This is a genomic window from Streptomyces sp. NPDC005808 (assembly GCF_042871385.1).
GTDB lineage: Bacteria > Actinomycetota > Actinomycetes > Streptomycetales > Streptomycetaceae > Streptomyces.
This window is the reverse complement of sequence record NZ_JBIAIK010000015.1, coordinates 136,301-163,185: the sequence shown is the minus strand read 5'-3', so window position 1 is coordinate 163,185 and position 26,885 is coordinate 136,301. Positions and strand designations below refer to the sequence as shown.

At 69.2% G+C, this 26,885-nt stretch carries 17 protein-coding genes and 1 pseudogene; 3 read left to right on the top strand and 15 right to left on the bottom strand.

Annotated features, from left to right (window positions below):
- Positions 1-119: 119 nt before the first annotated feature.
- Together ACFYPC_RS29125 and dxr are read right to left on the bottom strand one after the other, a co-directional pair.
- On the bottom strand, positions 120-1,424 hold the full coding sequence (locus ACFYPC_RS29125; protein WP_388682100.1) for a M50 family metallopeptidase: 1,305 nt from the start codon (positions 1,422-1,424) through the stop codon (positions 120-122).
- The gene (gene dxr, locus ACFYPC_RS29120; RefSeq protein WP_388682097.1) at positions 1,421-2,695 is read right to left on the bottom strand and encodes a 1-deoxy-D-xylulose-5-phosphate reductoisomerase; all 1,275 of its coding nucleotides are present in this window, start codon (positions 2,693-2,695) and stop codon (positions 1,421-1,423) included. The genes ACFYPC_RS29125 and dxr overlap by 4 nt, the downstream gene beginning before the upstream one ends.
- Before the next feature lie 190 nt (positions 2,696-2,885).
- Between dxr and ACFYPC_RS29115 the strand changes: the two genes are divergently transcribed.
- Positions 2,886-3,335, top strand: a complete 450-nt coding sequence (locus ACFYPC_RS29115) for a lamin tail domain-containing protein (protein WP_388682095.1) — start codon at positions 2,886-2,888, stop codon at positions 3,333-3,335.
- A 7-nt stretch (positions 3,336-3,342) separates the two neighbouring features.
- Here the strand turns inward: ACFYPC_RS29115 and secA are convergent, their stop codons facing one another.
- The 5 genes from secA to ACFYPC_RS29090 all read right to left on the bottom strand — a co-directional run bounded on the left by secA (position 3,343) and on the right by ACFYPC_RS29090 (position 14,306).
- Positions 3,343-6,081 carry a preprotein translocase subunit SecA gene (gene secA, locus ACFYPC_RS29110; RefSeq protein WP_388682092.1) on the bottom strand — a complete coding sequence of 913 codons (2,739 nt, stop codon included), beginning with the start codon at positions 6,079-6,081 and terminating at the stop codon, positions 3,343-3,345.
- A gap of 173 nt (positions 6,082-6,254) precedes the next feature.
- Entirely contained in the window at positions 6,255-8,186 is a 1,932-nt protein-coding gene (locus ACFYPC_RS29105; protein ID WP_388682089.1) for an acyl-CoA dehydrogenase family protein, read from the bottom strand.
- 305 nt (positions 8,187-8,491) lie between these two features.
- The gene (locus ACFYPC_RS29100; RefSeq protein ID WP_388682086.1) at positions 8,492-9,937 is read right to left on the bottom strand and encodes an aldehyde dehydrogenase family protein; all 1,446 of its coding nucleotides are present in this window, start codon (positions 9,935-9,937) and stop codon (positions 8,492-8,494) included.
- A 352-nt stretch (positions 9,938-10,289) separates the two neighbouring features.
- On the bottom strand, positions 10,290-11,948 hold the full coding sequence (locus ACFYPC_RS29095; RefSeq protein WP_388682083.1) for a PucR family transcriptional regulator: 1,659 nt from the start codon (positions 11,946-11,948) through the stop codon (positions 10,290-10,292).
- 231 nt (positions 11,949-12,179) lie between these two features.
- Positions 12,180-14,306 (bottom strand): ATP-binding protein, encoded by a 2,127-nt coding sequence (locus ACFYPC_RS29090; RefSeq protein ID WP_388682080.1) that lies wholly within the window; start codon positions 14,304-14,306, stop codon positions 12,180-12,182.
- A 301-nt stretch (positions 14,307-14,607) separates the two neighbouring features.
- Between ACFYPC_RS29090 and gabT the strand changes: the two genes are divergently transcribed.
- Both gabT and ACFYPC_RS29080 read left to right on the top strand, forming a co-directional pair.
- Entirely contained in the window at positions 14,608-15,942 is a 1,335-nt protein-coding gene (gene gabT, locus ACFYPC_RS29085) for a 4-aminobutyrate--2-oxoglutarate transaminase (RefSeq protein ID WP_388682077.1), read from the top strand.
- 170 nt (positions 15,943-16,112) lie between these two features.
- Positions 16,113-16,972, top strand: a pseudogene (locus tag ACFYPC_RS29080) (phosphatase PAP2 family protein).
- Here the strand turns inward: ACFYPC_RS29080 and ACFYPC_RS29075 are convergent.
- The 8 genes from ACFYPC_RS29075 to ACFYPC_RS29040 all read right to left on the bottom strand — a co-directional run bounded on the left by ACFYPC_RS29075 (position 16,911) and on the right by ACFYPC_RS29040 (position 26,821).
- Positions 16,911-18,638, bottom strand: a complete 1,728-nt coding sequence (locus ACFYPC_RS29075) for a chitinase (RefSeq protein ID WP_388682267.1) — start codon at positions 18,636-18,638, stop codon at positions 16,911-16,913. The pseudogene ACFYPC_RS29080 and the gene ACFYPC_RS29075 overlap by 62 nt on opposite strands.
- A 284-nt stretch (positions 18,639-18,922) precedes the next feature.
- Positions 18,923-19,378, bottom strand: coding sequence for a hypothetical protein (locus ACFYPC_RS29070; RefSeq protein ID WP_388682074.1), 456 nt, complete (start codon positions 19,376-19,378; stop codon positions 18,923-18,925).
- A gap of 159 nt (positions 19,379-19,537) precedes the next feature.
- Entirely contained in the window at positions 19,538-20,956 is a 1,419-nt protein-coding gene (locus ACFYPC_RS29065; protein WP_388682071.1) for an NAD(P)/FAD-dependent oxidoreductase, read from the bottom strand.
- A 52-nt stretch (positions 20,957-21,008) separates the two neighbouring features.
- A complete protein-coding gene (locus ACFYPC_RS29060) occupies positions 21,009-21,809 on the bottom strand; it encodes an ABC transporter permease (protein ID WP_388682068.1) in 801 nt (266 codons plus the stop codon).
- Positions 21,810-22,733 (bottom strand): ABC transporter permease, encoded by a 924-nt coding sequence (locus ACFYPC_RS29055; protein ID WP_388682065.1) that lies wholly within the window; start codon positions 22,731-22,733, stop codon positions 21,810-21,812. It abuts the gene before it with no gap.
- Positions 22,733-23,884, bottom strand: coding sequence for an ABC transporter ATP-binding protein (locus ACFYPC_RS29050; protein WP_388682264.1), 1,152 nt, complete (start codon positions 23,882-23,884; stop codon positions 22,733-22,735). The genes ACFYPC_RS29055 and ACFYPC_RS29050 overlap by 1 nt, the downstream gene beginning before the upstream one ends.
- Positions 23,885-23,889: 5 nt before the next feature.
- Positions 23,890-25,137, bottom strand: coding sequence for a spermidine/putrescine ABC transporter substrate-binding protein (locus ACFYPC_RS29045; protein WP_388682062.1), 1,248 nt, complete (start codon positions 25,135-25,137; stop codon positions 23,890-23,892).
- A gap of 157 nt (positions 25,138-25,294) precedes the next feature.
- Entirely contained in the window at positions 25,295-26,821 is a 1,527-nt protein-coding gene (locus ACFYPC_RS29040) for a gamma-aminobutyraldehyde dehydrogenase (protein ID WP_388682059.1), read from the bottom strand.
- Positions 26,822-26,885 lie beyond the last annotated feature (64 nt).

The following is a 26,885-nucleotide window of genomic DNA, read 5'->3' as shown; positions in this document are numbered from 1 at the left end:
GCAAGAACGTACGAAGCCCGCGACCATGACGCACGAACAAGCTGCGCCCTTCACTCGTGTGAGTTACCCGAGTGAAGGGCGCAGTCATAACAGCGCACAGAAAGAAAATGACCGATTCATCAACTCAGGCGCACGGGATTGACAACATCTGCCACGAATACGAGCAACGTAAAGCAGATGAAGATCCCCGCCACCACATAAGCCACCGGCATCAGCTTGGCGACGTCGAAGGGACCGGGGTCGGGCCGCCTCAGCACCTTCGCCAGGTTCCGGCGCAGCGACTCCCACAGCGCGCCCGCGATGTGCCCGCCGTCGAGCGGGAGCAGCGGGAGCATGTTGAAGAGGAAGAGCGAGAGGTTGAAGCCGGCCACCAGGAACAGCATCATCGCGATCTGTTGCGAGGCCGGGATGTCGAGGGTGAAGACGTCGCCGCCGATACGGGCCGCGCCGACCACGCCCATCGGGGAGTCGGCCTCGCGCGGGCCGTCGCCGAAGGCCGCGTCCCACAGGGCCGGAACCTTGCTGGGCAGGGAGATCAGCGACTCCACGCCGTTCTGCATCATGTCGCCCATGCGGTCCACGGACTGGCCGAAGGACTGCTCGACGATGCCGGTGGCGGGTGTGAAGCCGAGGAAGCCGGCGGACACGTACTGGCCCTCGACATAGCCGCCGTTGCCGTCGGTCTTGCTGACCTGGTTCGTGATCAGGTGGGCGGTGAGGTCGAGCTGTTCGCCCTTGCGGTCGACGGTGAGGGTGACGGTCTTGCCGGGGTTGTCGCGGATGTCGGACTGGAGGGTCGACCAGTCCTCGACGGCCACGCCGTTGAACGCGACGATCTTGTCGCCGCCTTGGAGGCCGGCGGCCTTGGCGGGTGCGGCCTCGTCGCCGGCCTCGCACTTCGTCCGGTTCTCGCTGCCCTGGATGACACAGTCGGAGACCTTGCCGACGGTGGTGGTCTGGGTCTGGATGCCGAACGTCATCATCACGCCGAGGAAGATCGCGACGGCCAGGATGAGGTTCATGAAGGGGCCCGCGAACATCACGATCACGCGCTTCCACGGCTTGCGCGTGTAGAAGAGGCGGCTCTCGTCGCCGGGTTTGAGCTCCTCGAAGGCGGCCGACCTGGCGTCCTCGATCATGCCGCGGAAGGGGGAGGTCGAGCGGGCCTCGATCCTGCCGTCCGGGCCGGGCGGGAACATGCCGATCATGCGGATGTAGCCGCCGAGCGGGATCGCCTTGATGCCGTACTCGGTGTCGCCCTTCTTGCGCGACCAGATGGTCGGGCCGAAACCGACCATGTACTGGGGCACGCGGATACCGAAGAGCTTGGCCGTCGACAGGTGCCCCAGCTCGTGCCACGCGATCGAGATGAGCAGGCCGACCACGAAGACGACTATGCCGAGGATCATCATCAAGGTCGTCATGCACGAGCCTCCGCGGTTGTCGCCTGCGTTGTCTGTTTCGTCTGTGCTGTCAGTTCGCGGGCCCGGGCGCGCGCCCAGGTCTCCGCTTCGAGGACGTCCGCGACGGTCAGAGAAGTTCCCGTAACCGGTGTGCCGTGTTCCTCGACCACTCGTGTGACAGTCTCCATGATCCCGAGAAACGGCAGTGCGCCGTTCAGGAACGCGTCCACGCACTCCTCGTTGGCGGCATTGAACACCGCCGGGGCCGTGCCCGCGAGCTGCCCGACGTGCCGGGCGAGGGCGACCGACGGAAACGCGTCGGTGTCCAGGGGGTGGAACTCCCAGCTCGACGCCTTGGTCCAGTCGAAGGCGGGCGCCGCGTCGGGCACGCGCTCGGGCCAGCCCAGGCCGATGGCGATGGGCCCGCGCATGTCGGGCGGCGTCGCCTGGGCGATCGTGGATCCGTCGGTGAACTCGACCATCGAGTGGACATACGACTGCGGGTGCACGACCACCTCAATCCGTTCGAAGGGAATGTCGTAGAGGAGGTGCGCCTCGATGACTTCGAGCCCCTTGTTGACCAGGGTCGCGGAGTTGATGGTGATGACCGGTCCCATGGCCCAGGTGGGGTGGGCGAGTGCGGCCTCGGGGGTGACGGCGGCCAGTTCGGATCTCGTACGCCCCCGGAAGGGGCCCCCGGATGCGGTCACGACGAGTTTGCGTACGTCTGCCCGGGTGCCCGAGGCGAGGGCCTGGAACAGGGCGGCGTGCTCGGAGTCGACCGGGATGATCTGGCCGGGTTTGGCCAGCGCCTTGACCAGCGGGCCGCCGACGATGAGCGACTCCTTGTTGGCGAGCGCGAGAGTGCGGCCCGCCTCCAGGGCGGCGAGGGTGGGCGCGAGGCCGATGGAGCCGGTGATTCCGTTCAGCACGGTGTGGCAGGCGGAGGCGGCCAGGTGGGTGGCCGCGGCCGGTCCGGCGAGGATCTCGGGAAGGGGTTCCCCGGAGGCGTACCGCGCCGCGAGGGCCTCCTTCAGCGCCGGTACGACGTCCTCGCGCGCCACGGCGACCGTCTGGACGCGCAACCGGTGGGCCTGCTCGGCGAGCAGTGCGACCCGTCCGCCGGCGGCGGAGAGCCCGGTGACCCGGAACCGGTCCGGGTTGCGCAGCACGAGGTCGATGGCCTGCGTGCCGATCGAGCCGGTGGAGCCGAGGATCACGACATCCCGGACTCCGTCCACGGGGTCGAAGACAAGATGCGGATCAGCGAGGGGCGCTGGACTGTCGCTCATTCCCCCATTGTGGCCGCATTGCGTCGGGCGCAGGACAGCGCGCCCCTCTTCCGGTCCCTTTGGCACCTCCGTGTGCCAGAGGGACTGAAATCGTCCTTTGTGAAACCAACGTGAAGATCGTGTGATAGCACTGCATCACCGGTCGGCGGACGACCGACCGGTGGACAACACCCTGGGGGGTTTCTTTCTCATGCGGATACGCGCTGCCCTGCCCGCACTCGCGGGCGCCGTGGCACTGACGGGCACGTTTCTCAGCACTCCGGCTCAGGCTGCCGGCGGTATGACCATCCACCGCGCCTACTTCGACAGCCCGGGCACGGACACGGGCTCGAACGCCAGCCTCAACGGCGAGTGGATCCAGCTCAAGAACACCAGTTCCGCGGCGATCTCGGTCAACGGCTGGATCCTGAAGGACGTCGCGAACCACAGGTTCACCTTCCCCAACGTCAAGATCGGGGCGGGCAAGACCGTCATCGTGCACACCGGCAAGGGGACCGCCACCTCGGCGCACAGGTACCAGAACCGGCGCGCGTACGTCTGGAACAACACGAGCGACACCGCCACGCTCACCAAGGCGAACGGCAGCAAGGTCGACTCGTGCTCGTGGACGACGCGGGATCCCAGCAGCAAGTACTGCTGACCCGTCCTCACCGCTTGCGGCGGCGCCTGGCCTTCGACTTCACGGGCCGGGCGCCGCTTCGCGCGGGCGCCTCCTCCGAGGGCTCGCGAGCTGCGTCTGCCGGGGCGAAGGCCCCCTCGACCACCCCCTCCGCCGTGTCCACCGTGGGCGCGGTGAAGTGAAGTCCGCCGGTCGGCCCACGCCGGGTCTCGGCGGCCGGAGCCGTGGCGTCGAGGTTGAACACATAGCCGACGGACTCCTCCTTGATGGCCTCGGTCATCGCGCCGTACATGTCGAAGCCCTCGCGCTCGTACTCGACGATCGGCTCCCTGCCGAGCGTCCAGCGCAGTCCTATGCCGTCGCGGAGGTAGTCCATCTCGTAGAGGTGCTCGCGCCATTTGCGGTCGAGGACGGAGAGGACGACCAGGCGTTCCAGGTCGCGCAGGGTGTCGGCGCCGAGTTCGGCCTCGCGGTCCTCGTAGCGGGCGTGGATGTCCTCCGTGACCGCGTCGAGCAGGTCGGCGGCGGTGAGGTTCGCGCGGCCGCCCGCCGCGTCCTCCAGGTCCTCGACGGTGATCCGCACCGGGTAGAGCTGCCTGAGGGCGCCCCACAGACGCTCCAGGTCCCACTCCTCGGCGAAGCCCTCGCTCGTCTCCTGCTCGATGTAGGCCCGGACGGTGTCGTCCATGAAGTGCAGGATCTGTTCGCGCAGGTCCTCTCCCGCGAGGACCCTGCGGCGTTCGGCGTAGATGAGGGTGCGCTGCCTGTTGAGGACCTCGTCGAACTTCAGGACGTCCTTGCGGGACTCGAAGTGCTGCTGCTCCAGCTGGGCCTGGGCGGAGGCGATGGCGCGGGTGACCATCCTGTTCTCGATGGGTACGTCGTCGGGGACGTTCGCCATGGACATCACGCGGTCGACGACGTTGGCGCGGAACAGCCGCATCAGGTCGTCCTGGAGCGAGAGGTAGAAGCGGGAGGCTCCCGGGTCGCCCTGCCGGCCCGAGCGGCCGCGCAGCTGGTTGTCGATGCGCCGTGACTCGTGGCGTTCGGTGCCCAGGACGTAGAGGCCGCCGAGGCTCTTGACCTCGTCGTGTTCGGCGGCGGCCGTGGTGGTGATCCGGTCGAGGACTTTCTGTTGGTCCTCGGGGTCCGTGTCCGCGCCGGACTCGGCGAGCGCCATGGCCTGCGGGTTGCCGCCGAGCATGATGTCCGTTCCGCGGCCCGCCATGTTGGTGGCCACGGTGACGGCGCCCCTGCGTCCTGCCTGCGCGACGATCTGGGCCTCGCGGTGGTGGTTCTTGGCGTTGAGGACCTCGTGCGGGATGCCCTCCCTGCGCAGCCGCGCGGACAGCACCTCGGACTTCTCGACCGAGGTGGTGCCCACCAGGACCGGCTGGCCGGCCGCGTGCTTCTCGGCGATGTCGGCGAGGATCGCGGCGTACTTCGCCTCCTCGGTGCGGTAGATCTGGTCGGGGTCGTCGACGCGGACCATCGGCCGGTTGGTGGGGATCGGGACGACGTGCAGCTTGTAGATCTGGTGGAACTCGGCCGCCTCGGTCATGGCGGTGCCGGTCATTCCGGCGAGCTTCTCGTAGAGGCGGAAGAAGTTCTGCAGGGTGATCGTGGCGAGCGTCTGGTTCTCGTCCTTGATCGTCACGCCTTCCTTGGCCTCGATGGCCTGGTGCAGGCCCTCGTTGTAGCGGCGGCCCGCGAGGATGCGCCCGGTGTGCTCGTCGACGATGAGGACCTCGCCGTCCACGAGGACGTAGTCCTTGTCCTTCTTGAAGTGTTCCTTGGCCTTGAGGGCGTTGCTGAGGTGGCCGATGAGCGGGGTGTGGTCGGACTCGTAGAGGCTGTCGATGCCCAACTGGTCCTGGATGTACTCCACTCCACGGTCCAGGATCGACACCGTGCGCTTCTTGGGGTCGTACTCGTAGTCGTACCGGGTCCGCAGCTCGGCCAGGCGGTCCTTGTCGGCCGGCGTGGTGAACTGCTCCTCCTGCACCAGGACGCCGTTCATCCGCAGGGCGAACTTGGCGAAGGAGTCGTACCAGTGCGTGGGCTGGTCGGCCGGGCCGGAGATGATCAGCGGCGTGCGTGCCTCGTCGATGAGGATCGAGTCGGCCTCGTCGACGATCGCGAAGTGGTGGCCTCGCTGGACCAGTTCGTCCCTCGACCAGGCCATGTTGTCGCGCAGGTAGTCGAAGCCGAACTCGGTGTTGGTGCCGTACGTGATGTCGCAGGCGTACTGGTCGCGGCGCTCGGCCGGCGTCGACTGCGTCTTGATCACGCCGACCGTCAGGCCCAGGAAGCGGTAGGCGCGGCCCATCCACTCGGCGTCGCGCCCGGCCAGGTAGTCGTTGACCGTGACGAGGTGGACTCCCTTGCCGGTCAGGGCGTTCAGGTAGACGGGAAGCGTGCCGACGAGGGTCTTTCCCTCGCCGGTCTGCATCTCGGCGATGTTGCCGAGGTGGAGCGCCGCGCCGCCCATGATCTGGACGTCGAAGTGGCGCATGCCCAGGGTGCGCCGTGCGGCCTCGCGCATCGTGGCGAAGGCTTCCGGCAGCAGGTCGTCGAGGCTCTCACCTGCGGCGTACCGTTCCTTGAACTCCGGTGTGAGCGACTGGAGTTCCTCGTCGGACAGCTCCTTGAAGTCCTCCTCCAGGGAACCGACCTGCTCGGCCACGCGCTCCAGGCGGCGCAGCATCCGGCCCTCGCCGGCCCGCATGATCCTGCCGGTGATGGCGTCAAGGCCCTTGGCTGGCATGGGTATTCCCCCACAACTGAGCGGCGTCCGTGAGCAGCCCTGCCCAGTGGTGGGCCCACCGGAGAATGCGGACGCCCGTTCGCCATTCCACTCATTTCATTGTTGGCGCACAGGTTCGGTGCGGCAAGCGGTGGAATGACGGACGGGGCTGCCGGGTGTTCGTGGGGAGAACGTCAGCGAATGGGGCGGTGGACGTTTTCCTTCTTGCTCGGACCGGGCGACGCGTCGGCGATCCACGGTCCTTCGCCCGACGGGTCGATGACGCCCTCCTCCAGCCACTCGTAGCGGCCCGCCAGGACGCCCTTGACCACCCTGCGGTCGAGGTCGTCGGTGTTGGTCCAGAGCCTGCCGAAGAGTTCGTCGACGCGGATACGGGACTGGCGGCAGAAGGCGTCGGCAAGCTGGTAGGCCTCGCGGCCGTGCCCCTCGGTGGTGCGCAGCAGTTCGGCCCGTACGCAGGCCGCGCTCATCGCGAAGAGTTCGGCGCCGATGTCGACGATCCGGCCCAGGAAGCCCTGCTTGGTCTCCATCCGGCCCTGCCAGCGGGACATGGCGTAGAAGGTGGAGCGGGCGAGCTTGCGGGCGCTGCGTTCGACGAAGCGGAGATGCGGGGAGAGGTCGATTTCCTGGTTGAACTCGGCGTACGCACGCGGAAGTTGACCCTGGCCAGCGACCAGCTTCGGCAGCCACTTGGCGTAGAAGACACCGGCGCTCGCGCCCGCTTTCGCCTTGTCCGAGAGGGACTTTTCGGGGTCGATGAGGTCACCGGCGACCGAGAGGTGGGCGTCCACGGCTTCGCGGGCGATCAGCAGGTGCATGATCTCGGTGGAGCCCTCGAAGATGCGGTTGATACGGAGGTCGCGCAGGACCTGCTCGGCGGGTACCGCCCGCTCCCCGCGCGCCGCCAGTGACTCAGCCGTCTCGAAGCCGCGGCCGCCGCGGATCTGGACCAGCTCGTCCGCCATCAGGCAGGCCATCTCGGAGCCGTACAGCTTCGCGAGGGCGGCCTCGATGCGGATGTCGTTGCGGTCCTCGTCGGCCATCTGGGAGGACAGGTCGAGGACGGCCTCCAGCGCGAACGTCGTCGCAGCGATGAAGGAGATCTTCGCGCCGACCGCCTCGTGGAACGCGACCGGCTTGCCCCACTGCTCACGCGCCGCCGACCACTCACGGGCGATCTTGAGACACCACTTGCCGGCGCCCACGCACATCGCGGGGAGGGAGAGCCGGCCGGTGTTCAGGGTGGTCAGGGCGATCTTGAGGCCGGAGCCTTCCGGGCCGATCCGGTTCGCGGCGGGCACCCTGACCTGGTGGAAGCGCGTGACGCCGTTCTCCAGGCCGCGCAGGCCCATGAAGGCGTTGCGGTTCTCGACGGTGATGCCCTCGGAGGCAGCCTCGACGACGAAGGCCGTGATGCCGCCCTTGTGACCCTCGGACTTCGGCACACGCGCCATGACCACGAGGAGGTCGGCGACGACGCCGTTGGTCGTCCAGAGCTTCACGCCGTCCAGGAGGTAGTCGTCACCGTCCGGCACGGCGCTCGTCGCGAGGCGGGCGGGGTCCGAACCCACATCCGGCTCGGTCAGCAGGAACGCCGAGATGTCGGTGCGGGCGCAGCGCGGCAGGAAGGCGTCCTTCTGCTCCTGGGTGCCGAAGAGCTTCAGCGGCTGCGGTACGCCGATCGACTGGTGCGCGGAGAGCAGCGCGCCGAGCGCCGGGTTCACCGAGCCGATCAGGGCGAGCGACTTGTTGTAGTACACCTGGGTGAGGCCCAGACCGCCGTACTTCGTGTCGATCTTCATACCGAAGGCGCCGAGTTCCTTGAGGCCGTTGATGACCTCGTCGGGGATCAGCGCCTCGCGCTCGATGAGCGCCGGGTCGATCTTCGTCTCGCAGAAGTCGCGCAGCTTGGCGAGGAACTCCTCGCCGCGCCGGGCGTCCTCGTCGGCCGGCAGCGGGTGCGGGTGGATCAGGTCCAGCCGGAAACGGCCGAGGAACAGCTCTTTGGCGAAGCTGGGCCTGCGCCAGTCCTGTTCGCGCGCGGCCTCGGCGACCTGCCGTGCCTCGCGTTCGGTGACAGTGGGCTTGTGGGGTGTTGCGGTCATGAGGGTCACCTCGCCGCGCATCGGGAACAGGGGCTTGTGTACCGATCTCGTACGCTCTGACAGCCCGATCTTGTGTGCCCATTTCACCGGTCTTCGGGCGCACGTTACCGATCGGTGCTACTCGATCGTATGTACCTGATTCCGGATGACCCCACCAGTCCTCGTGCAGCGTTCGGCCCAACGTGCGCGCCCGAAACGAAGGGCCCGAAACGAAGGGCCCGGCACCGGAAGGCATCGGCGCCGGGCCCTTCAGCGGGAGCCTATATGAAAATGGTTCCCATGAGCTAGGTGTTTCGGGGTGCGGATCAGAGGGCGAGACCCGTCAGAACCAGGACCCGCTCGTAGGTGTAGTCGTCCATCGCGAACTTCACGCCCTCCCGGCCCACACCGGACTGCTTCACACCGCCGTACGGCATCTGGTCGGCACGGTAGGACGGCACGTCACCGATCACCACGCCACCCACCTCCAGCGCGCGGTGGGCTCGGAACGCGGTCTGCAGGTCGTGCGTGAACACACCTGCCTGGAGCCCGTACTTGGAGTCGTTGGCGGCGGCGAAGGCGGCGGCCTCCCCCTCCACCCGCCGTACGGTGAGGACCGGCCCGAAGACCTCCTCGCAGGAGATGGTGGTGTCCCCCGGTACGTCGGCGAGCACGGTCGGCGCATACGCGGCACCGTCCCGCTTGCCGCCGGTGAGCACGCGGGCACCGGCCCCGGCGGCCTCCTCCACCCACGCCTCGACACGCTTGGCGGCGTCCTCGCTGACCAGCGGGCCGACGTCGGTCCTGTCGTCGGACGGATCCCCGGTGACCTGCGCCTCGACAGCGGCGACGATGCGCGGCAGCAGCCGGTCGTACACGGCCGCGTCGGCGATCACCCGCTGCACGGAGATGCAGGACTGGCCGCCCTGGTAGTTGGAGAAGGTGGCGATGCGGGTGGCGGCCCAGTCCAGGTCCGCCTCGCTCGCCCAGTCGGCCAGCACCACGGCCGCGCCGTTGCCGCCGAGCTCCAGCGTGCAGTGCTTGCGCGGCACGCTGTCCATGATCGCGTACCCGACCTTCTCGGATCCGGTGAAGGAGATGACGGGCAACCGCTCGTCCTGCACCAGTGCGGGCATCCGCTCGTTCGACACCGGCAGGATGCTCCACGAACCGGCGGGCAGCTCGGTCTCGGCCAGCAGGTCGCCGATGATCAGGCCCGACAACGGGGTCGCGGGCGCCGGCTTCAGGATGATCGGCGCGCCGGCTGCGATGGCCGGGGCGATCTTGTGGGCGCACAGGTTGAGCGGGAAGTTGAAGGGTGCGATGCCCAGCACGACGCCCTTCGGGAACCGGCGGGTCAGTGCGAGCCTGCCCTGACCGCCGAGGTCCGTGTCGAGCCGCTGTGCCTCGCCTCCGTTGAACCGGCGGGCCTCCTCGGCCGCGAACCGGAACACCGAGACCGCTCGGCCGACCTCGCCGCGCGCCCACTTGACCGGCTTGCCGTTCTCGGCGGAGATGAGCCGGGCGATCTCCTCGGTCCGCTCGACCAGCCGCCTCGACACGTGGTCCAGGGCGGCGGCCCGGACATGCGCCGGAGTTGCGGCGAACTCGTCCCGTACGGCGTAGGCGGCGGCCACGGCTTCCTCGACCTGGACGTCGGTCGGCACGCTGACCCGGCCGACGAGCCGGCCGTCCCACGGGGAGGTGACGTCGAAGGTGGTCTCACCGGTGGCCTGGCGGCCGGCGAGCCAGAAGGCGTGGGTGGAAGTCATGTGAGTCCCGGCCCTTCCGAGGTTGGTGGCGTGGCTTCATCGTCAACGGTAGGGGTGGGGCAGCGAGAGGTCGTTTGTCCGGGGCGTAGCAGTCGGGGGTGGGGGTGCGCCGGTTTGGCACGGTGGTGGGGGGTGCGGGGGGGGGTGGTTTTTCGCCCCCTCCGCCCCTACCCGTCCCGTACCTGTGGGCTGCTGCCCCCAGACCCCCGCATCGCGCTGAACGCGCTCGTCCTCAAACGCCGGACGGGCTAAAGAATTTCAGCCCCTCCGGCGTCTGAGGAGCGGGGGTTTGGGGGCGGAGCCCCCAAGTGACGGGAATGGGCAGGGGCGGAGGGGGCGAAAAAACCACCCCTCACTCCCCCACCGCAGCCGTCGTCTTCAGCGCCAGCCACAGCTCCATCCGGACATCCGGATCGTCCAGCGAGCGCCCGAGGATCTCCTCGACCCTCCGCATGCGGTATCGGAGGGTGTGCCGGTGCACCCCCAGGTCGGCAGCCGCCGCGTCCCACTGACCGTGCCGGGACAGCCACGCCCGCAGCGAGGCGACCAGATCCCCCCGCCCGGTCGCGTCATGCTCGTGCAGCGCCCGCAGCAAGCCGTCCGCGAACGCCCGCACGGCGTCGTCCGCGAGCAGCGGCAGCACGGACCCCGCGGCCAGCTGCTCGTGCTCGACGAGGAACCGCCCGCGCCGCCGGGCGACGGACAGTGCCTGCTCGGCCTGCTTGTACGCGGCACCGACGGCGATCGGCCCGGCGGGCGCCGACAGCCCGACCACGAGGTCGACCTCGTCACCGCCGGACTGCTCCCGCACGGAGGCACGCAGAGCCTCCAGAGCCGTCGCGTGCTCCCCGCAGGCGGCGACCGCCGCGCCCTCGTCCACGGCGAGCACGACGAGCCGCTCCCCGTCGGGTACGACGAGTACGGCCTCGCCGGAACGGGCGGCCGCGGACTCCACGACCTCGGCGAGCGCGCCGAGCGGATCACCCACGGTGTCGGGCGCCGCGACGGCGGCGGAGGAGACGGCGGCAGCGGCCACACGCGCGTGGCCGTCGGCGTGCGCCCGGCCGGCCGACGCGGACCCCGATTCGGCGAGGATCACCCGGAAGGGCGCGTCGAGGAGTTCGCCGAACAGGTCACCGGCGACGGCCCGGGCGTGGTCGGACTCCCCGGCGAGCAGCATGCGCAGCACCGCCGCGCCGATCCGCTGCTCGGCCGCCTGCAAGGAGCTGGAGCGTTCCGTGGTGAGCGTCAGCAGGGCGATCGCCGAGTGCAGGGCGTACCGCTCGGCCGTGCCGAGGGCGGCGGCGGTACCGACCGCGAGTGCGGCGCGCGGCCGCCGTCCGGTGCCCAGCGAGTGCAGTTCGACCCGGTCCTCGCCGCCGACCACCGAACTCGCGGGCGCCGGCCGGTCCCGCAGCCGCTCCACGTCCTGCGTGAGCCTCGCGGCCCGCCGCCCCGCCCATTCCGGCGCGGCGGCGACGACGGCACCGGAGGCGTCGTACAGCGCCGCCCATCCGTCGACCTGTCCGGCGAGCGAGGACAGCAGCCCCTCGGGCCCGTCCTTCAGCGCCTGCCTGGTCAGCTCGCGCTGCGCGGCGAACCCCGCGGTCACGGCCCGGTACTGATCGGCGGCGATGGCGGCGGAAACGGCCTTGCTGATGGCCAGGAAGGGCGTACGCCGGGGTACTTCGAGAAGCGGCAGCCCCTCTTCCTCCGCCGCGTCGACGAGCGCCTTCGGGATCTCCTCGTAGTGGACCCCGACGGCGAAACCGAGGCCGGCCACCCCCGCTCCCACCAGCCGCTTCACATAGCGCTGCATGACCTCGGGATCGTCCGCGTCCAGTTTCAGCGCGGTGATCAGGAGGAGTTCCCCGCCCTCCATGTACGGCACGGGGTCGGCGAGCTCACTGGCGTGCGCCCAGCGGACGGGCACGTCCAGCCGCTCCTCGCCCGCGCGCACCGTGAGCTTGAGCGCGGAGTGGTGGACGAGCGAGGCGAGCGTGGGGGGCATGGGACCTTCAGGTCTTCGGATTCTCAGATCTTCACAGGATCTTCGACGGTCACCAGCGCGGTGATCTTTTGGCCGCGGTGTATGAACGACCAATGTCGATTCTGCCTCACCGTACGGTACGGCCGTGGCCGTATGTCCAGACGTACAGGTCAGCGCCGTAGACCTTTGGGAGTCAGCCCGGTAAGCCCACGAGCGTCACCCCTGCGGATCCCCAGGAGATCCACAGAAGCCTCAGCCCCGTAGATCCACCAGCAGCGGTGGTGCGTGTTCGCCCCGCACGCTCGTGAGCGACAGCACCGCGTGTCCCGGCGGCACCCCGTGCGCCAGCTCGGACGCGGACCAGCGCTCCCGCTCGACCTGGCGGACGGTGACGGCCCGGGCGGTCGGTGCGTGGCCGGTGATCACCCGCCGCACCATGTGCAGCGCCTTGCCCGCCGGTGTCTCCGCGATGATCTGCCGGTCGGTGACGTCGCGCGCCTCGATCCACTCCTTGCCCCAGACCTCGGCGAAGTCCTGCCCGTCCCAGGGCGTGAGCCCGGACAGCGCCATCCGGCACCCGACGGCACCCAGCAGCGGAGTCCGCAGCGCCCGCGGCACGTCGTCGAGTGTCCGGAGCGTCAGCACGGCGCCCGCGTTGCCGGACCGCAGCCGCTGGATACCCCGCACGGCCTCGGGCGTGACGACCCCGGTCGCGTCGTCAAGGACCAGACAGGCGAACAGCGACCGGTCCTCCCGTACCGCGACACTCGCCGTGAACTGCGCGAGCACCAGTCGCGCGAGGATCCGCGAGGCATCGGCGTGCCCGCGCGCCGGCAGATCGATCCGCACCCGTACGGGATGGTCGAGGGCGCGCACTGAGAAGGGGCGGGTTTGTCCTGAGGTGTCGAAGAAACCGGCGAACGCGGGCCGGTCCAGGAGTGCGACCCGGTCCGCGAGTACACCCCCCACATCGCCCGGCTGCCCCAACTGCCGCTCCCGAGCGTCGAGTTCGCGCAGCAGCGACTCCTTCCCGCTGTCCTCCAGGGCCTTGCGCAGCGCCCCGAGCGGACCGGGCGAGCCGTCGAGGAGCTGCCGCAGCTCGGGCACGGACGGGAACCGGCCGTGGACGGCCCGGAAAGGTCCCAGGAGCTGGGCGAGAACGGTCGTCGACCGACGGCTGTCGCCCCCGGGATGCGGATCGGCCAGATCCCCGACGAGCGCCTCGGCAAGTACGGCGGCGGCCTCGTCGGGGTCGGCGGTCCCGCCGTACAGGTCGAGGTCGTACACGGACTCGGGATTCCCGATCCGTACGACGACGTCGTACGCGTCGGCGGCCCCGAGCCCGGCACCCGCGGCGCCGACCACGACCACGGCGGCCCGCCCGGCGAGCGCGTGCAGGCACAGCGACTCGGCGAGCGGCCAGACGATGCCGCCCGTCTTGCCGGATCCGGGCGGACCGACCGCGAGCAGCGAGGTGCCGAGGAGGTCGGGGCCGAGAGCGAGGCCGGTGCCGCGGTAGGCGTACGGGTTGCGGGCGTCGTCAGCGGTGGTACCCAGCCGCACCTGTCCGGTCACCAGGTCGTGCAGGGCGTGCCGTCCTGGCAGGTCGCGCGCCCCGGAGGGGTGCAGGCAGGCGGCGGATCCGTCCTTCAGGACGGCCCCGGTGAAGGTGGCGAGGCTGTGCCGCCCGCTCCGTACGCCCTGCCAGGCGCGGGCGATCCGGGCGTGGTCGACATCGCACATCAGCCCGGAGCGGGCCTCGGCGGCGAGCCGGTCGGCGGCGTCGGCCGCACCGGCGGCGCGGAGCTGGTTCCACTGGGCGGGGTCCTCCGCGGGCGCGGGCGGCCGTTCGCTCACGGGAGCGGCGCGGCGCCAGGCGGGCGGCCCGTAGCGCCGCCAGACCTCGCCCCAACGGCCGAGGCGGCCGACGCCGAACATGATGGCGAGGGCGATCAGCGTGTAGTAGCCGTACCAGAGGAAGGCGTTGCCGACGCGGTCGTCGCTCCGGCGCCAGGAGTCAGGGGTGAACAGGTCGAGCGGGATGATCCACCAGCCGCCCAGGTAGCCGTTCCAGAGCAGCGACCAGATCAGCCACCCCACCAGAAACGCGATCACGGCGCCGCTCAGCAGCTGTCGCGCCGGGATCTCCTCCGGCTCCTCGTCCGGCCGCTGCCGGTAACCGAACCGCCACACCCCGGGCGCCGCCTCGGGCCTGGCCGTCCGGACCCACGTCAGGAAGTCGGAACCGTCCGGCCACGACGGCATCCCCGGTGCCCGTGCGGGCCGGGGTGGTGTCGCCGGCATGTCCGGGGGTCCCGCCGGACGCGGCACAGGATGGGCATGCGTGCCCCGCGCGTCCTGCGTCCCGTCGCTGTTCATCGCCTTTTGCCCCCTGACCAGCCGCTCCGTACGTCGTCCGCGAGTCAATCTAGTGCCCCCGCAGGGGGAGTTCACCGCTTACACGGCCGGACCTGCGCTGCGACCACCTCGCTCGGCACCCACCCCGCTATGTCCACGGCGGACAACCGGTGCCCCGAACATCTCCCCCGTGGAGCATGCCCACCCCCCTCCCCCGGCCATAACCTGCGAAGAAAGCAGTCAAGCGTCCGAAATCCCCCCGCCCGGTGCACCCCGCTGCGCCGGGGACCGTCCGGTTCGCAAGATCATCAGGGAGCCCCCCATGACCGCACTTCCGCAGGAGCGCCGCGTCGTCACCGCCATCCCCGGCCCGAAGTCGCAGGAGCTGCAGGCCCGACGCCTCGCCGCGGTCGCGGCCGGGGTGGGCTCGGTGCTCCCCGTGTTCACCACGCGCGCCGGCGGCGGCATCATCGAGGACGTCGACGGAAACCGTCTGATCGACTTCGGCTCCGGTATCGCCGTGACCAGCGTGGGCGCGAGCGCCGAAGCCGTCGTACGCCGGGCTTCCGCCCAGCTCCAGGACTTCACCCACACCTGCTTCATGGTCACGCCCTACGAGGGGTACGTCGCCGTCGCCGAGGCGCTGGCGGAGCTGACCCCGGGCGACCACGCCAAGAAGTCGGCGCTGTTCAACTCGGGCGCCGAGGCCGTCGAGAACGCCGTCAAGATCGCGCGGGCGTACACCAAGCGGCAGGCGGTGGTCGTCTTCGACCACGGCTACCACGGGCGCACCAACCTCACGATGGCGCTGACCTCGAAGAACATGCCGTACAAGCACGGCTTCGGCCCGTTCGCCCCCGAGGTCTACCGCGTGCCGGTGGCCTACGGCTACCGCTGGCTGACCGGCCCGGAGAACGCGGGCGCCGAGGCGTCCGCCCAGGCCATCGACATGATCAACAAGCAGATCGGGGCCGAGAACGTCGCCGCGATCATCATCGAGCCGCTGCTCGGCGAGGGCGGCTTCATCGAGCCGGCCAAGGGCTTCCTGCCCGCCCTCAGCAAGTTCGCCACCGACAACGGCATCGTCTTCGTCGCCGACGAGATCCAGTCCGGCTTCTGTCGCACCGGCCAGTGGTTCGCCTGCGAGGACGAGGGCATCGTGCCGGACCTGATCACCACGGCCAAGGGCATCGCGGGCGGTCTCCCGCTCGCCGCCGTCACCGGCCGCGCCGAGATCATGGACGCCGCGCACTCGGGCGGCCTGGGCGGCACCTACGGCGGCAACCCGGTGGCCTGCGCCGGTGCCCTCGGCGCGATCGAGACGATGAAGGAGCTCGACCTCAACGCCAGGGCGAAGGCGATCGAGGCCACGATGAAGGCGCGGCTGCCGGCGATGGCGGACAAGTTCGACATCATCGGCGAGGTCCGCGGCCGCGGCGCCATGATCGCCATCGAGCTGGTCAAGGACCGCGACTCCAAGGAGCCGAACGCCGAGGCGGCTGGCGCGCTGGCCAAGGCCTGTCACCAGGAGGGTCTGCTGGTCCTGACCTGTGGCACCTACGGCAACGTCCTCCGCTTTCTGCCGCCGCTGGTCATCGGCGAGGACCTCCTGAACGAGGGCCTCGACATCATCGAGCAGGCTTTCGCCGGTATCTGACAGCCCCATGGCCCTCACCAGTGGATCCCGACCGCCCTTCGCACGGGATTCCGCTTGTCAGCGGGGGTGGGCCGGCGGTCGGCAGGCCGTGTGAAGAAGGTGTGCGAGGTGCATGAGGGGAGGCGATTCCGTCTGTCGGACCCGGATTCTCTGTCGTAGGTTCTATCCAGATGAGAGATACACCCCGCCCACAGGGGACTGTGGGCGGCACCGGGTCGGGGCCTCCCCAGCTTCGCCCTGGTCGTGCCCTCGCGCACACACCCGGAGCTTCCAGCTCCGAATCTCCTCACCGATCGGACAGTCGCCCGCCCCAAACCCCCCGGGGCGTGCGACGATCCGATCCGGTCGGCCACCCCGGAACCACCCCCCCTGTTCCGGGGTGGCCGACCTTCTCCCTCTTTCTCGGCCTCCCGGCCCTCCTCTTCGCGCTGATCACCTGGCAGGTCGCGGCCCATGGCCCCCTCGCCCGCGCGGACGAACGCCTCGCGGCCGTCTCGTACACCCGGCGCGGATCTACGAACTCCTCGCGGATCTCGGCAACATCGCGGTCGCCGTTCCCGTTCTCGCCGTAGTGCTCATGTACGTCGCCCTGCGTGCGCGCCGGGCCGGGCGGGACCACTGGTGGCTGCCCTCCGTCGCCGCGGCGGTGCTGATGGCCGCCGTACCGGCACTGGTCGTGCCGGTGAAGGAGCTGATCGCCCGCCCGGGCCCACCGGTCATGGGCCCGGGCACGGGCTTCTATCCCTCGGGGCACACGGCGACCGCCGCCATCGCGTACGGCGCCGCGACGCTCGTACTCCTCCCCTGGCTTCGCACCGCCCGTGCCCGCCGCGCGCTGGTCACCGCCTGTGTGGTCCTGAACCTCGCGGTGCCCTACGGTCTGGTCCGGCGCGGCTTCCACTGGCCGCTGGACGTGGTGGCGAGCTGGTGTCTGTGCACGGTGCTGCTGTTCTCCCTCTGGCTGCTGCTCAGCCGAAATAGGCGTCGAAGTTCTTCTGGAACTCCCAGCTCCCGAACCGGTCCCAGTTGATCGACCAGGTCATCAGGCCGCGGAGTCCCGGCCAGATGCCATGGGTGGCGTACGTGCCGCAGTTGGTCTTCTTGGTGAGGCAGTCGAGGGCCTTGTTGACCTCGGAAGGCGCCACATAGCCGTTGCCCGCGTTCGTCGTCGCCGGCATGCCGATGGCTATCTGGTCGGGACGCAGGGCCGGGAAGACGTTGCTCGCGTTGCCGGCGACGGGGAAGCCCGTCAGGAGCATGTCGGTCATCGCGATGTGGAAGTCCGCGCCACCCATGGAGTGGTACTGGTTGTCCAGGCCCATGATCGAGCCGGAGTTGTAGTCCTGGACGTGCAGCAGCGTCAGGTCGTCGCGCATGGCGTAGATGACCGGGAGGTAGGCGCCGGCGCGCGGGTCCTGGCCGCCCCACGGTCCGCTGCCGTAGTACTGGTAGCCAAGCTGGACGAAGAAGGTCTCCGGGGCCATCGTCAGCACGAAGCCGGCGCCGTACTTGGCCTTCAGGGTCTTCAGAGCCGAGATGAGGTTCACGATCACGGGGGTGGTCGGGCTCTTGAAGTTCGTGTCGGTCGCGTCCAGCGAGAGCGAGTGGCCCTCGAAGTCGATGTCCAGGCCGTCCAGGCCGTAGGTGTCGATGATCTTCGACACGGAGGTGACGAAGGTGTCGCGGGCGGCTGTCGTCGTCAGCTGCACCTGGCCGTTCGCACCGCCGATGGAGATCAGGACCTTCTTGCCCGCCGCCTGCTTGGCCTTGATCGCCGCCTTGAAGTCGGCCTCGCTCTCGACGGTCGGGCACTCGGTGACCGGGCAGCGGGTGAAGCGGATGTCGCCGGAGGTGGTGGTGGTCGGTTCACCGAAGGCCAGGTCGATGATGTCCCAGCTGTCGGGGACGTCGGCCAGGCGCGTGTACCCGGCGCCGTTCGCGAAGCTGGCGTGGAGGTAGCCGACGAGGGCGTGTTCGGTCGAGCCTCCGCCGCCGCCGGCGGTCGTCGTCGCGGTCACCGTCGCCGACTTCGGCGACTCGCCCGCGTCGTTCACCGCCGCGACCTGGAAGGTGTACGCCGTCGACGCCGTGAGTCCGCTGACCGTGGCCGAAGTCCCGGTCGCCGTCTGGACTTTCACGCCGTTGCGGTAGACGGCGTATCCGGTCGCGCCTGTCACCGGGGACCAGGACAGGGCGACGCTCGACGAGGTGACCGTGCCTGCCGTCAGGCCGGTGGGTGCGGCCGGCGGCTGGCCCGGGTCGACGGCGGGGCCGACGAGGGAGATGTCGTCGACGTTGTAGGCGCCGGTGCCGTACCAGCCGTGCGTGTAGATGGTGACCCTGGTGGTGGCGGCGCCGGTGGTGAAGGACGTGGTGAGCTGCTGCCAGGCGGGCGCGGACTGGGTCCAGGTGGAGACGTCGGTGGTGCCGGTGCCGCTCGCGCCGAGGTAGACGTAGCTGCCCCGGACGTAACCGGCAAGGGAGTACTGGGAGTTGGGCTGAACGGTCACCGACTGGGAGCACTGTGCGTAGTCGCTGCCGGCCGGGGTCGCCTGCAGCGCGGAACTTCCGCTCCGCACGGGTGAGTTGACGGTGGTGCCCGCCGTGCAGGTCCAGTTGTCCAGGCCCGCCTCGAAACCGCCGTTCTTCGCGAGGTCCGCGTCGGCCGCACGGGCGGCCGACGAGAGCGCGGTCATGCCGGGAACGGCCAGGACGGTGGCCGTGCACACGGCGAGAAGTCTGTGACGCGTGAGTGATCCGTTGCGTCGGGTGCGATCCACGACTGCCTCCGGGCATGGGGGAATTGGAGGGGTGAAGCGCGCCCAATTTGGTCCAGACCAATCCTGTTGTCAAGACCTCAGGAAACTCAAGACCTCAGGAAACTCAGGGCCTCCGGAAAGTCAGGGCCCCGTGAACCTCCAGAACCTCAGGGCCTGTTGTCGAATCCTGTGACTGTCCCCGGGGTCCGGCCCCGGCACGGCTATCGCTCCCCGTTTCCGGCGCGATCCGCCGCTGCCTCGTGCATGGCCAGTTCCAGCAGCGCCGGGTCGGTGAGGGTGCCGGAGCCGTCCGGCGGGATCAGCCAGCGAACGCCGCCGCCGGTCGTCCTTCCCGGGTACGGCACCACGATCCAGGTGCCGCGGCCCGCGGTGCGCACCCCCGTGCCGAGCCACCGGGCCGCGGTGCCCGCGGGCACGAAGAAACCCATCCGGGCGTCCCCGAAGTCGACGAGCACGGGTCCGGGTTGGTCGATCACCCGGGACAGCACGTCGAGCGTGGGGTAGCCGAGCTCGCCCGGCAGGATGAGTACGTCCCAGGCCTTGCCCGCGGGCAGCAGCGCGATCCCCAGCGGATTGCGCTCCCATTCCCACCGGCAGGCCTCGGGATCCGGAGCTACGGATGCCAGCCAGTCGACCGCCGTCTTAGCCCCTGTCATGGCGGAACCTCCCTCTCTCATGTCGACGCTGGTCGCGTCACAGGGGAGAGCGAGGTTCGGGCCGATCATTACGCGGGTTCTGAATAATTGTTGACAGTGAGCCGGGTCACAGTTGCTGAGCAGGTCGTACGCCCTGGATCCGTACCCCGACGAGGGGCTTCAGCTGTCGAAGCCGAGCCCCAGTTTGTCCATGGTCTTCAGCCACAGATTGCGCCGCCCGCCGTGCGCGTCCGCCCGCGCCAGCGACCACTTGGTGAGCGCGATGCCCGTCCAGGCGAAGGGCTCGGGCGGGAACGGCAGCGGCTTCCTGCGGACCATCTCCAGCTCGGTGCGTTCCGTACGCTCCCCCGCCAGCAGGTCGAGCATCACGTCCGCGCCGAACCGGGTCGCGCCCACGCCGAGCCCGGTGTAGCCGGCCGCGTAGGCGACCCTGCCCTGGTGCGCCGTACCGAAGAAGGCGGAGAAGCGAGAGCAGGTGTCGATCGCGCCGCCCCAGGCATGCGAGAAGCGGAGCCCCTCCAACTGCGGGAAGCAGGTGAAGAAGTGGTCCGCGAGCTTCGCGTACGTCTCCGGACGGTGGTCATACTCGGCGCGCACCCTGCCGCCGTACGGGTAGATCGCGTCGTAGCCGCCCCACAGGATCCGGTTGTCGGCGGACAGCCGGAAGTAGTGGAACTGGTTCGCCGAATCCCCAAGGCCCTGGCGGTTCTTCCAGCCGACGGACGCCAACTGGTCGGCGGTCAGCGGCTCGGTCATCAGCGCGTAGTCGTAGACGGGGACGGTGTACGCGCGGACGCGCCTGACCAGGTTCGGGAAGATGTTCGTGCCGAGAGCCACGCGCCGGGCGCGGACCGAGCCGTACGGGGTGCGTACGGCCATTGCGGCGCCGTGCGGCTTCAGCTGGAGTGCCGGGGTGTGCTCGTACACGCGGACGCCGAGTTCCTGGCACGCCCTTTTGAGGCCCCAGGCGAGCTTGGCGGGGTGGAGCATGGCGACGCCCCGGCGGTCGTACAGGCCGGCCAGGAATGTCGGTGAGTCGACCTGTTCCCGTACCGCTTCGGCGTCCAGGTACTCGGTGCCGTCCGCCAGGCCCTCGCGCCGCAACTCCTCGTGCCACTCGCGCAGTTCGGCCGCCTGGTACGGCTCGGTGGCGACGTCGATCTCGCCGGTGCGCTCGAAGTCGCAGTCGAGGGAGTAGCGGGCGACGGCCGCCTCGATCTGGTCGAGGTTGCGGGCGCCCAGCTCCTCCAGTCTCCCGATCTCGTCCGGCCAGCGGGTGAGGCCGTTGGCCAGACCGTGGGTGAGGGACGCGGCGCAGAAGCCGCCGTTGCGGCCGGAGGCGGCCCAGCCCACCTCGCGGCCTTCCACCAGGACCACCTCGCGCCGGGGGTCGCGCTCCTTGGCGAGGAGCGCGGTCCACAGTCCGCTGTAGCCGCCGCCGACGACGAGCAGGTCGCAGGTCTCGGTGGTGGTGAGGGCGGGTTCGGGGTGCGGCTTGCCGGGGTCGTCCAGCCAGTAGGACACCGGCTGCGCGTCGGAAAGGGATTTGGTCCAACGGGTCATGGCGCTTGGGGCCATGATTTCAACTCCCTACAGGAATCTTGCGGTTGCGCCTCTACGCCTTTTGCCTTTAGGCCTTTTGCTTGTTGCGGCGGTTGCCGATGACCATTCCGGACAGCACGAACAGTACGGCGACGATGAACATGGCTGTCCCGATGACATTGATCTGAACGGGTGTTCCGCGCTGTGCCGAGCCCCAGACGAACATGGGGAAGGTGACGGTCGAGCCGGCGTTGAAATTGGTGATGATGAAATCGTCGAAGGAGAGCGCGAAGGCGAGCAGCGCGCCCGCGGCGATTCCGGGGGCCGCGATGGGCAGGGTGACGCGGACGAAGGTCTGCACGGGTCCCGCGTACAGGTCCTGCGCCGCCTGCTCCAGGCGCGGGTCCATCGACATGACGCGTGCCTTGACGGCCGTCACGACGAAGCTGAGGCAGAACATGATGTGGGCGATCAGGATCGTCCAGAAACCCAGCTGAGCACCCATGTTGAGGAAGAGGGTGAGCAGTGAGGCGGCCATCACGACCTCGGGCATCGCCATCGGCAGGAAGATCAGCGAGTTGACGGCGCCGCGCGCGCGGAAGCGGTAGCGGACCAGGGCGAAGGCGATCATGGTGCCGAGGACGGTGGCGCCGAGCGTCGCCCACACGGCGATCTGGAGGCTGAGCGAGAGGGAGCCGCACAGGTCGGCGACGCCGCACGGGTCGGTCCAGGCGTCCGTGGAGAAGTTCTGCCACTCGTAATTGAAGCGGCCCTTCGGTTTGTTGAAGGAGAACACCGTGACAACGACGTTCGGCAGGAGCAGATATCCGAGTGTCAGCAGTCCCGCGATGACGACGAGATGCTTCTTGAACCAGCGCACGAAGGGCATTTAGACCAGATCCTCCGTCCCGGACTTGCGAATGTAGAGCGTGACCATGATGAGGATCGCGGCCATGAGAATGAAGGAGAGCGCCGCCGCCGTCGGATAGTCGAGAATCCTCAGGAACTGGGTCTGGATGACGTTGCCGACCATCCGGGTGTCGGTGGAGCCGAGCAGATCGGCGTTCACGTAGTCACCGCTGGCCGGGATGAAGGTCAGCAGCGTCCCGGAGACGACACCTGGCATCGACAGCGGGAAGGTGACCTTCCTGAAGGTGGTGAACGGCTTCGCGTACAGGTCGCCGGCCGCCTCGTGGAGCCGTCCGTCGATGCGTTCGAGCGAGGTGTAGAGCGGCAGGACCATGAACGGCAGGAAGTTGTACGTGAGGCCGCAGATCACCGCGAGGGGTGTGGCCAGGACGCGGTCACCTGCCGTGATGCCGAGCCAGCTGGTGACGTCCAGGATGTGCAGCGAGTTGAGGGCGCCGACCACCGGGCCGCCGTCCGCGAGGATCGTCTTCCAGGCGAGCGTGCGGATCAGGAAGCTGGTGAAGAACGGCGCGATGACCAGGATGAGGACGACGTTGCGCCAGCGGCCCGCGCGGAAGGCGATCAGATAGGCCAGCGGGTAGCCGAGGATCAGGCACAGGATCGTCGCGGAGCCCGCGTAGAGCACCGAGCGCAGGAACTGCGGCCAGTAGTCCGCCAGCGCGTCCCAGTAGGTCGCGAAGTGCCAGGTGACCTTGTAGCCGTCCTCCAGGGAGCCCGTCTGCACGGACGTGGAGGCCTGGTAGACCATCGGCAGCGCGAAGAAGACCAGCAGCCAGAGGATGCCGGGCAGCAGGAGCCAGTACGGGGTGAGACGGCCGCGTCTGCGGGGCGGCTTCTCGGTGGGCTGAGGCACCAGTGGCGGTGCCTCGGTGACGGTGGCCATCAGGCGGCCTCCTCGTCGACTGTTTCCACGCCCGCGTCGATGTCCTGGGCGGCGTCCAGGCCGAAGGTGTGCGCCGGGCTCCAGTGCAGGACGACATCGGTGCCGGGCCTGAGCCGGGGGTCGCGGTCGATGTTCTGGGCGTAGACCTCGAACTCGGGGCAGACGGCGCTGTCGATGACGTACTGCGTGGAGACGCCGATGAAGCTGGAGTCGGCGATCTTGCCGGTGATCCGGTTGCGTCCGGCCGGGATCTCGCCCGCGTCGTCGGCGTGCGTGAGCGAGATCTTCTCCGGGCGCACGCCGACCAGTACCTTGCCGCCGGTCGTCGTGGGTGCGGAACAGCGCGCGGCGGGCAGCAGCAGCTTGCCGCCGCCCGCCTTGAGGACGATCTCGTCGCCGCTCCTGGAGTCGACCTCGGCCTCGATGAGGTTGGAGGTGCCGAGGAAGTTGGCGACGAACGTGGTGTTCGGGTTCTCGTAGAGGTCGGCGGGCGAGCCGAGCTGCTCGACGCGGCCCGCGTTCATCACGGCGACCGTGTCGGCCATCGTCATGGCCTCCTCCTGGTCGTGCGTGACGTGCACGAACGTGATGCCGACCTCGGTCTGGATGCGCTTGAGCTCCAGCTGCATCTGGCGGCGCAGCTTGAGGTCGAGGGCGCCGAGCGGCTCGTCCAGGAGCAGCACCTTGGGGGTGTTGATCAGCGCGCGGGCCACCGCGACACGCTGCTGCTGGCCCCCGGAGAGCTGGTGCGGCTTCTTACGGGCCTGCTCGCCGAGCTGTACGAGCTCCAGCATGTCCTCGACCTGCTTCTTCACCGCCTTGATGCCGCGCCGGCGCAGGCCGAAGGCGACGTTCTCGAAGATGTCGAGGTGCGGGAAGAGCGCGTAGGACTGGAAGACGGTGTTCACGGGGCGCTTGTAGGGCGGCAGGTTCGTCACGTCCTGCTCCCCCAGGTGCACGGTCCCCGAGGTGGGCTCCTCCAGGCCGGCGATCATGCGCAGCGTGGTCGTCTTGCCGCAGCCCGAGGCACCCAGGAGGGCGAAGAACGATCCCTGCGGCACGGTCAGGTCGAGCGGGTGTACGGCCGTGAAGGCGCCGTACGCCTTGCTGATCCCGGAGAGGCGGACGTCGCCGCTGTTGTCTGTCGTCATCATGGTCACGCCCCTGTGAGCTTCGCGAACTTCTCTTCGTAGGCCGTCTCTTCCTCGCTGCTGAGCAGGCGGAAGGCGTGAGACTTGGCGGCCATGGCCTGGTCGGGAATGATCAGCGGGTTGTCCGCCGCGTCCTTGTCGATCTTCTCCAGGTACGGCTTCACGCCGTCGACCGGACAGACGTAGTTGATGTAGGCGGCGAGTTCGGCGGCCGGCTCGGGCTCGTAGTAGTAGTCCATGAGCCGCTCGGCGTTCGTCTTGTGGCGCGCCTTGTTGGGGATCAGCATGTTGTCGGTCGAGGTGATGTAGCCGCTGTCCGGGATGATGAAGTCGACGTCCGGGCTGTCCGCCTTGAGCTGTACGACGTCACCGGCCCAGGCGATACAGGCCGCGAAGTCGCCGCTGGTGATGTCGGACGTGTAGTCGTTGCCGGTGAAGCGGCGGATCTGGCCCTTGTCGACGGCCTTCTGGAGACGGGCGATCGCCGCGTCGTAGTCGTCGTCCGTGAAGTTCGCCGGGTCCTTGCCCATGTCGAGCAGGGTCATGCCGATGCTGTCGCGCATCTCCGTCAGGAAGCCGATGCGCCCCTTGAGCTTGGGGTTGTCGAGCATGTCGGAGACCGACTTCACCTCGATGCCGTCGAGCGCCTTCTTGTTGTAGGCGATGACGGTCGAAATGCCCTGCCAGGGATATGAGTAGGCGCGTCCGGGGTCCCAGTCGGGGTTGCGGAACTGCTGGGACAGGTTGGTGTAGGCGTGCGGCAGGTTGGCCGGGTCCAGTTTCTGGACCCACCCGAGGTTGATCAGCCGGCCCGCCAGCCAGTCGGTGAGGACGATGATGTCGCGACCGGTGTCCTGGCCCGCGGCGAGCTGCGGCTTGATCTTGCCGAAGAACTCGGCGTTGTCGTTGATGTCCTCGGTGTACTTGACCGTGATGCCGGTGCGCTTGGTGAACGCGTCCAGCGTGGGGTGGTGCTTCTCGCTCTCGTCGACGTCCATGTACTCGGTCCAGTTGGAGAAGTTGATCGTCTTCTCCTTGGCCGAGAGGTCGTCGGCGGAGACGCCACCCTGGGTCTTGCCGGCCGCGGGGATCCCGCAGGCGCTCAGCGCCCCGAGTCCGCCGATGGCGAGCGCACCGCCCGCCGAGGCACGCAGCAGCGAACGGCGGCCGAGGGAGGCCCTGCCGTTCCTGAGGCTGCGCCGCATGGCGGCCAGTTGGACCGGGGAGAGGCGTTCGGGCTCGTACTGCTCCATGATCCTGGTGCCCTTTCGAAAGGGTCGCGGCCGTGGTCGCGGCCTGGTCTGCCACTCGGCGCGGGCCGATGTGAATCGGCTGGGTCCTGTCGTCAAAATCCCGTCGTCCGTCCGGAGGGCGGACGTCGCGAGGCAGGCGGGAATCTGACGACAGGCCCTAGCTCCGGTCCCCGAAGATCGTGCGGTGCCAGTCCTTCTCGGCAACCCCAGTGTTGTCGAACATGACGTGCTTGATCTGTGTGTACTCCTCGAACGAGTACGCGGACATGTCCTTGCCGAAGCCGGACGCCTTGTAACCGCCGTGCGGCATCTCGCTGATGATCGGAATGTGGTCGTTGACCCAGACGCAGCCCGCCTTGATCTCGCGGGTCGCGCGGTTGGCGCGGTAGACGTCACGGCTCCAGGCGGAGGCGGCGAGTCCGTACGGTGTGTCGTTGGCCAGCGCGATGCCCTCGTCGTCGGTGTCGAAGGGCAGCACCACGAGCACCGGCCCGAAGATCTCGGACTGCACGATCTCGCTGTCCTGGGCGGCGTCGGCGACGAGGGTCGGCGTGTAGTAGGCGCCGCTCTTGAGGTCGCCCTGCGGGACGGCTCCGCCGGTGACCACGCGCGCGTAGGAGCGCGCCCGGTCGACGAATCCGGCTACACGGTCGCGCTGGGCGTGCGAGATCAGCGGCCCGAGATCGGTGTCGGGCGCGAAGGGGTCGCCTACGCGGACACGCGCCATGAGGTCGGCGGTTCGGGACACGAAGGCTTCGTAGAGAGGCCTTTGCACGTACGCGCGCGTGGCGGCCGTGCAGTCCTGCCCGGTGTTGATCAGCGAACCGGCGACCGCGCCGTTGACGGCGGCGTCGAGATCCGCGTCGTCGAAGACCACGAAAGGCGCCTTGCCGCCCAGCTCCAGATGGAGCCGCTTGACGGTCGCGGTGGCGATCTCCGCTACCCGCTTGCCGACGGCGGTGGACCCGGTGAAGGAGGTCATGACGACGTCGGGGTGGCCGACGAGATGTTCACCTACATCCTTTCCCGCCCCCGTGACGATGTTGATGACACCGTCGGGGATGCCCGCCGCCGTGGCCGCCTCGGCGAAGAGGAGGGAGGTGAGCGGGGTGAGCTCGGCGGGCTTCAGGACGATCGTGTTGCCGGCCGCGATGGCCGGGAGGACCTTCCAGGCGGCCATCTGGAGGGGGTAGTTCCAGGGCGCGATGGAGCCGACGACACCGATGGGTTCACGGCGTACGTACGAGGTGTGGTCGCCGGAGTACTCGCCCGCGGACTGGCCCTGCAGGTGTCGGGCCGCGCCCGCGAAGAAGGCGGTGTTGTCGATGGTCCCCGGGACGTCGAACTCCCGGGTGAGCTTGAGCGGCTTGCCGCACTGCACGGACTCGGCACGGGAGAGCTCGTCGGCACGGTCGGCGAGCACGGCCGCGAAGCGGTGCAGCGCGTCGGAGCGCTCGCCCGGTGTGGCGCCGGACCAGCCGGGAAACGCCGCGCGAGCGGCCGCGACAGCGGCGTCCACGTCGGCGGTGCCCGCGAGCTCGTACCTGTAGATCTCTTCACCCGTGGACGGGTCGACAACCGCGTACGTGCGGCCGGAGGTGCCCTTGGTCAGTCGGCCCGCGATGTACTGCGCGCCGTCCGCGAAGCGGTCCTGCGCCTGGAAGCGATGGCCCGGTTTGTGCATGTCGCTCTCCTCCGCCACCCTCCCCGTCCTGCGGGGGTCGGCGTAGCTCCAGCTCGATTTGAGT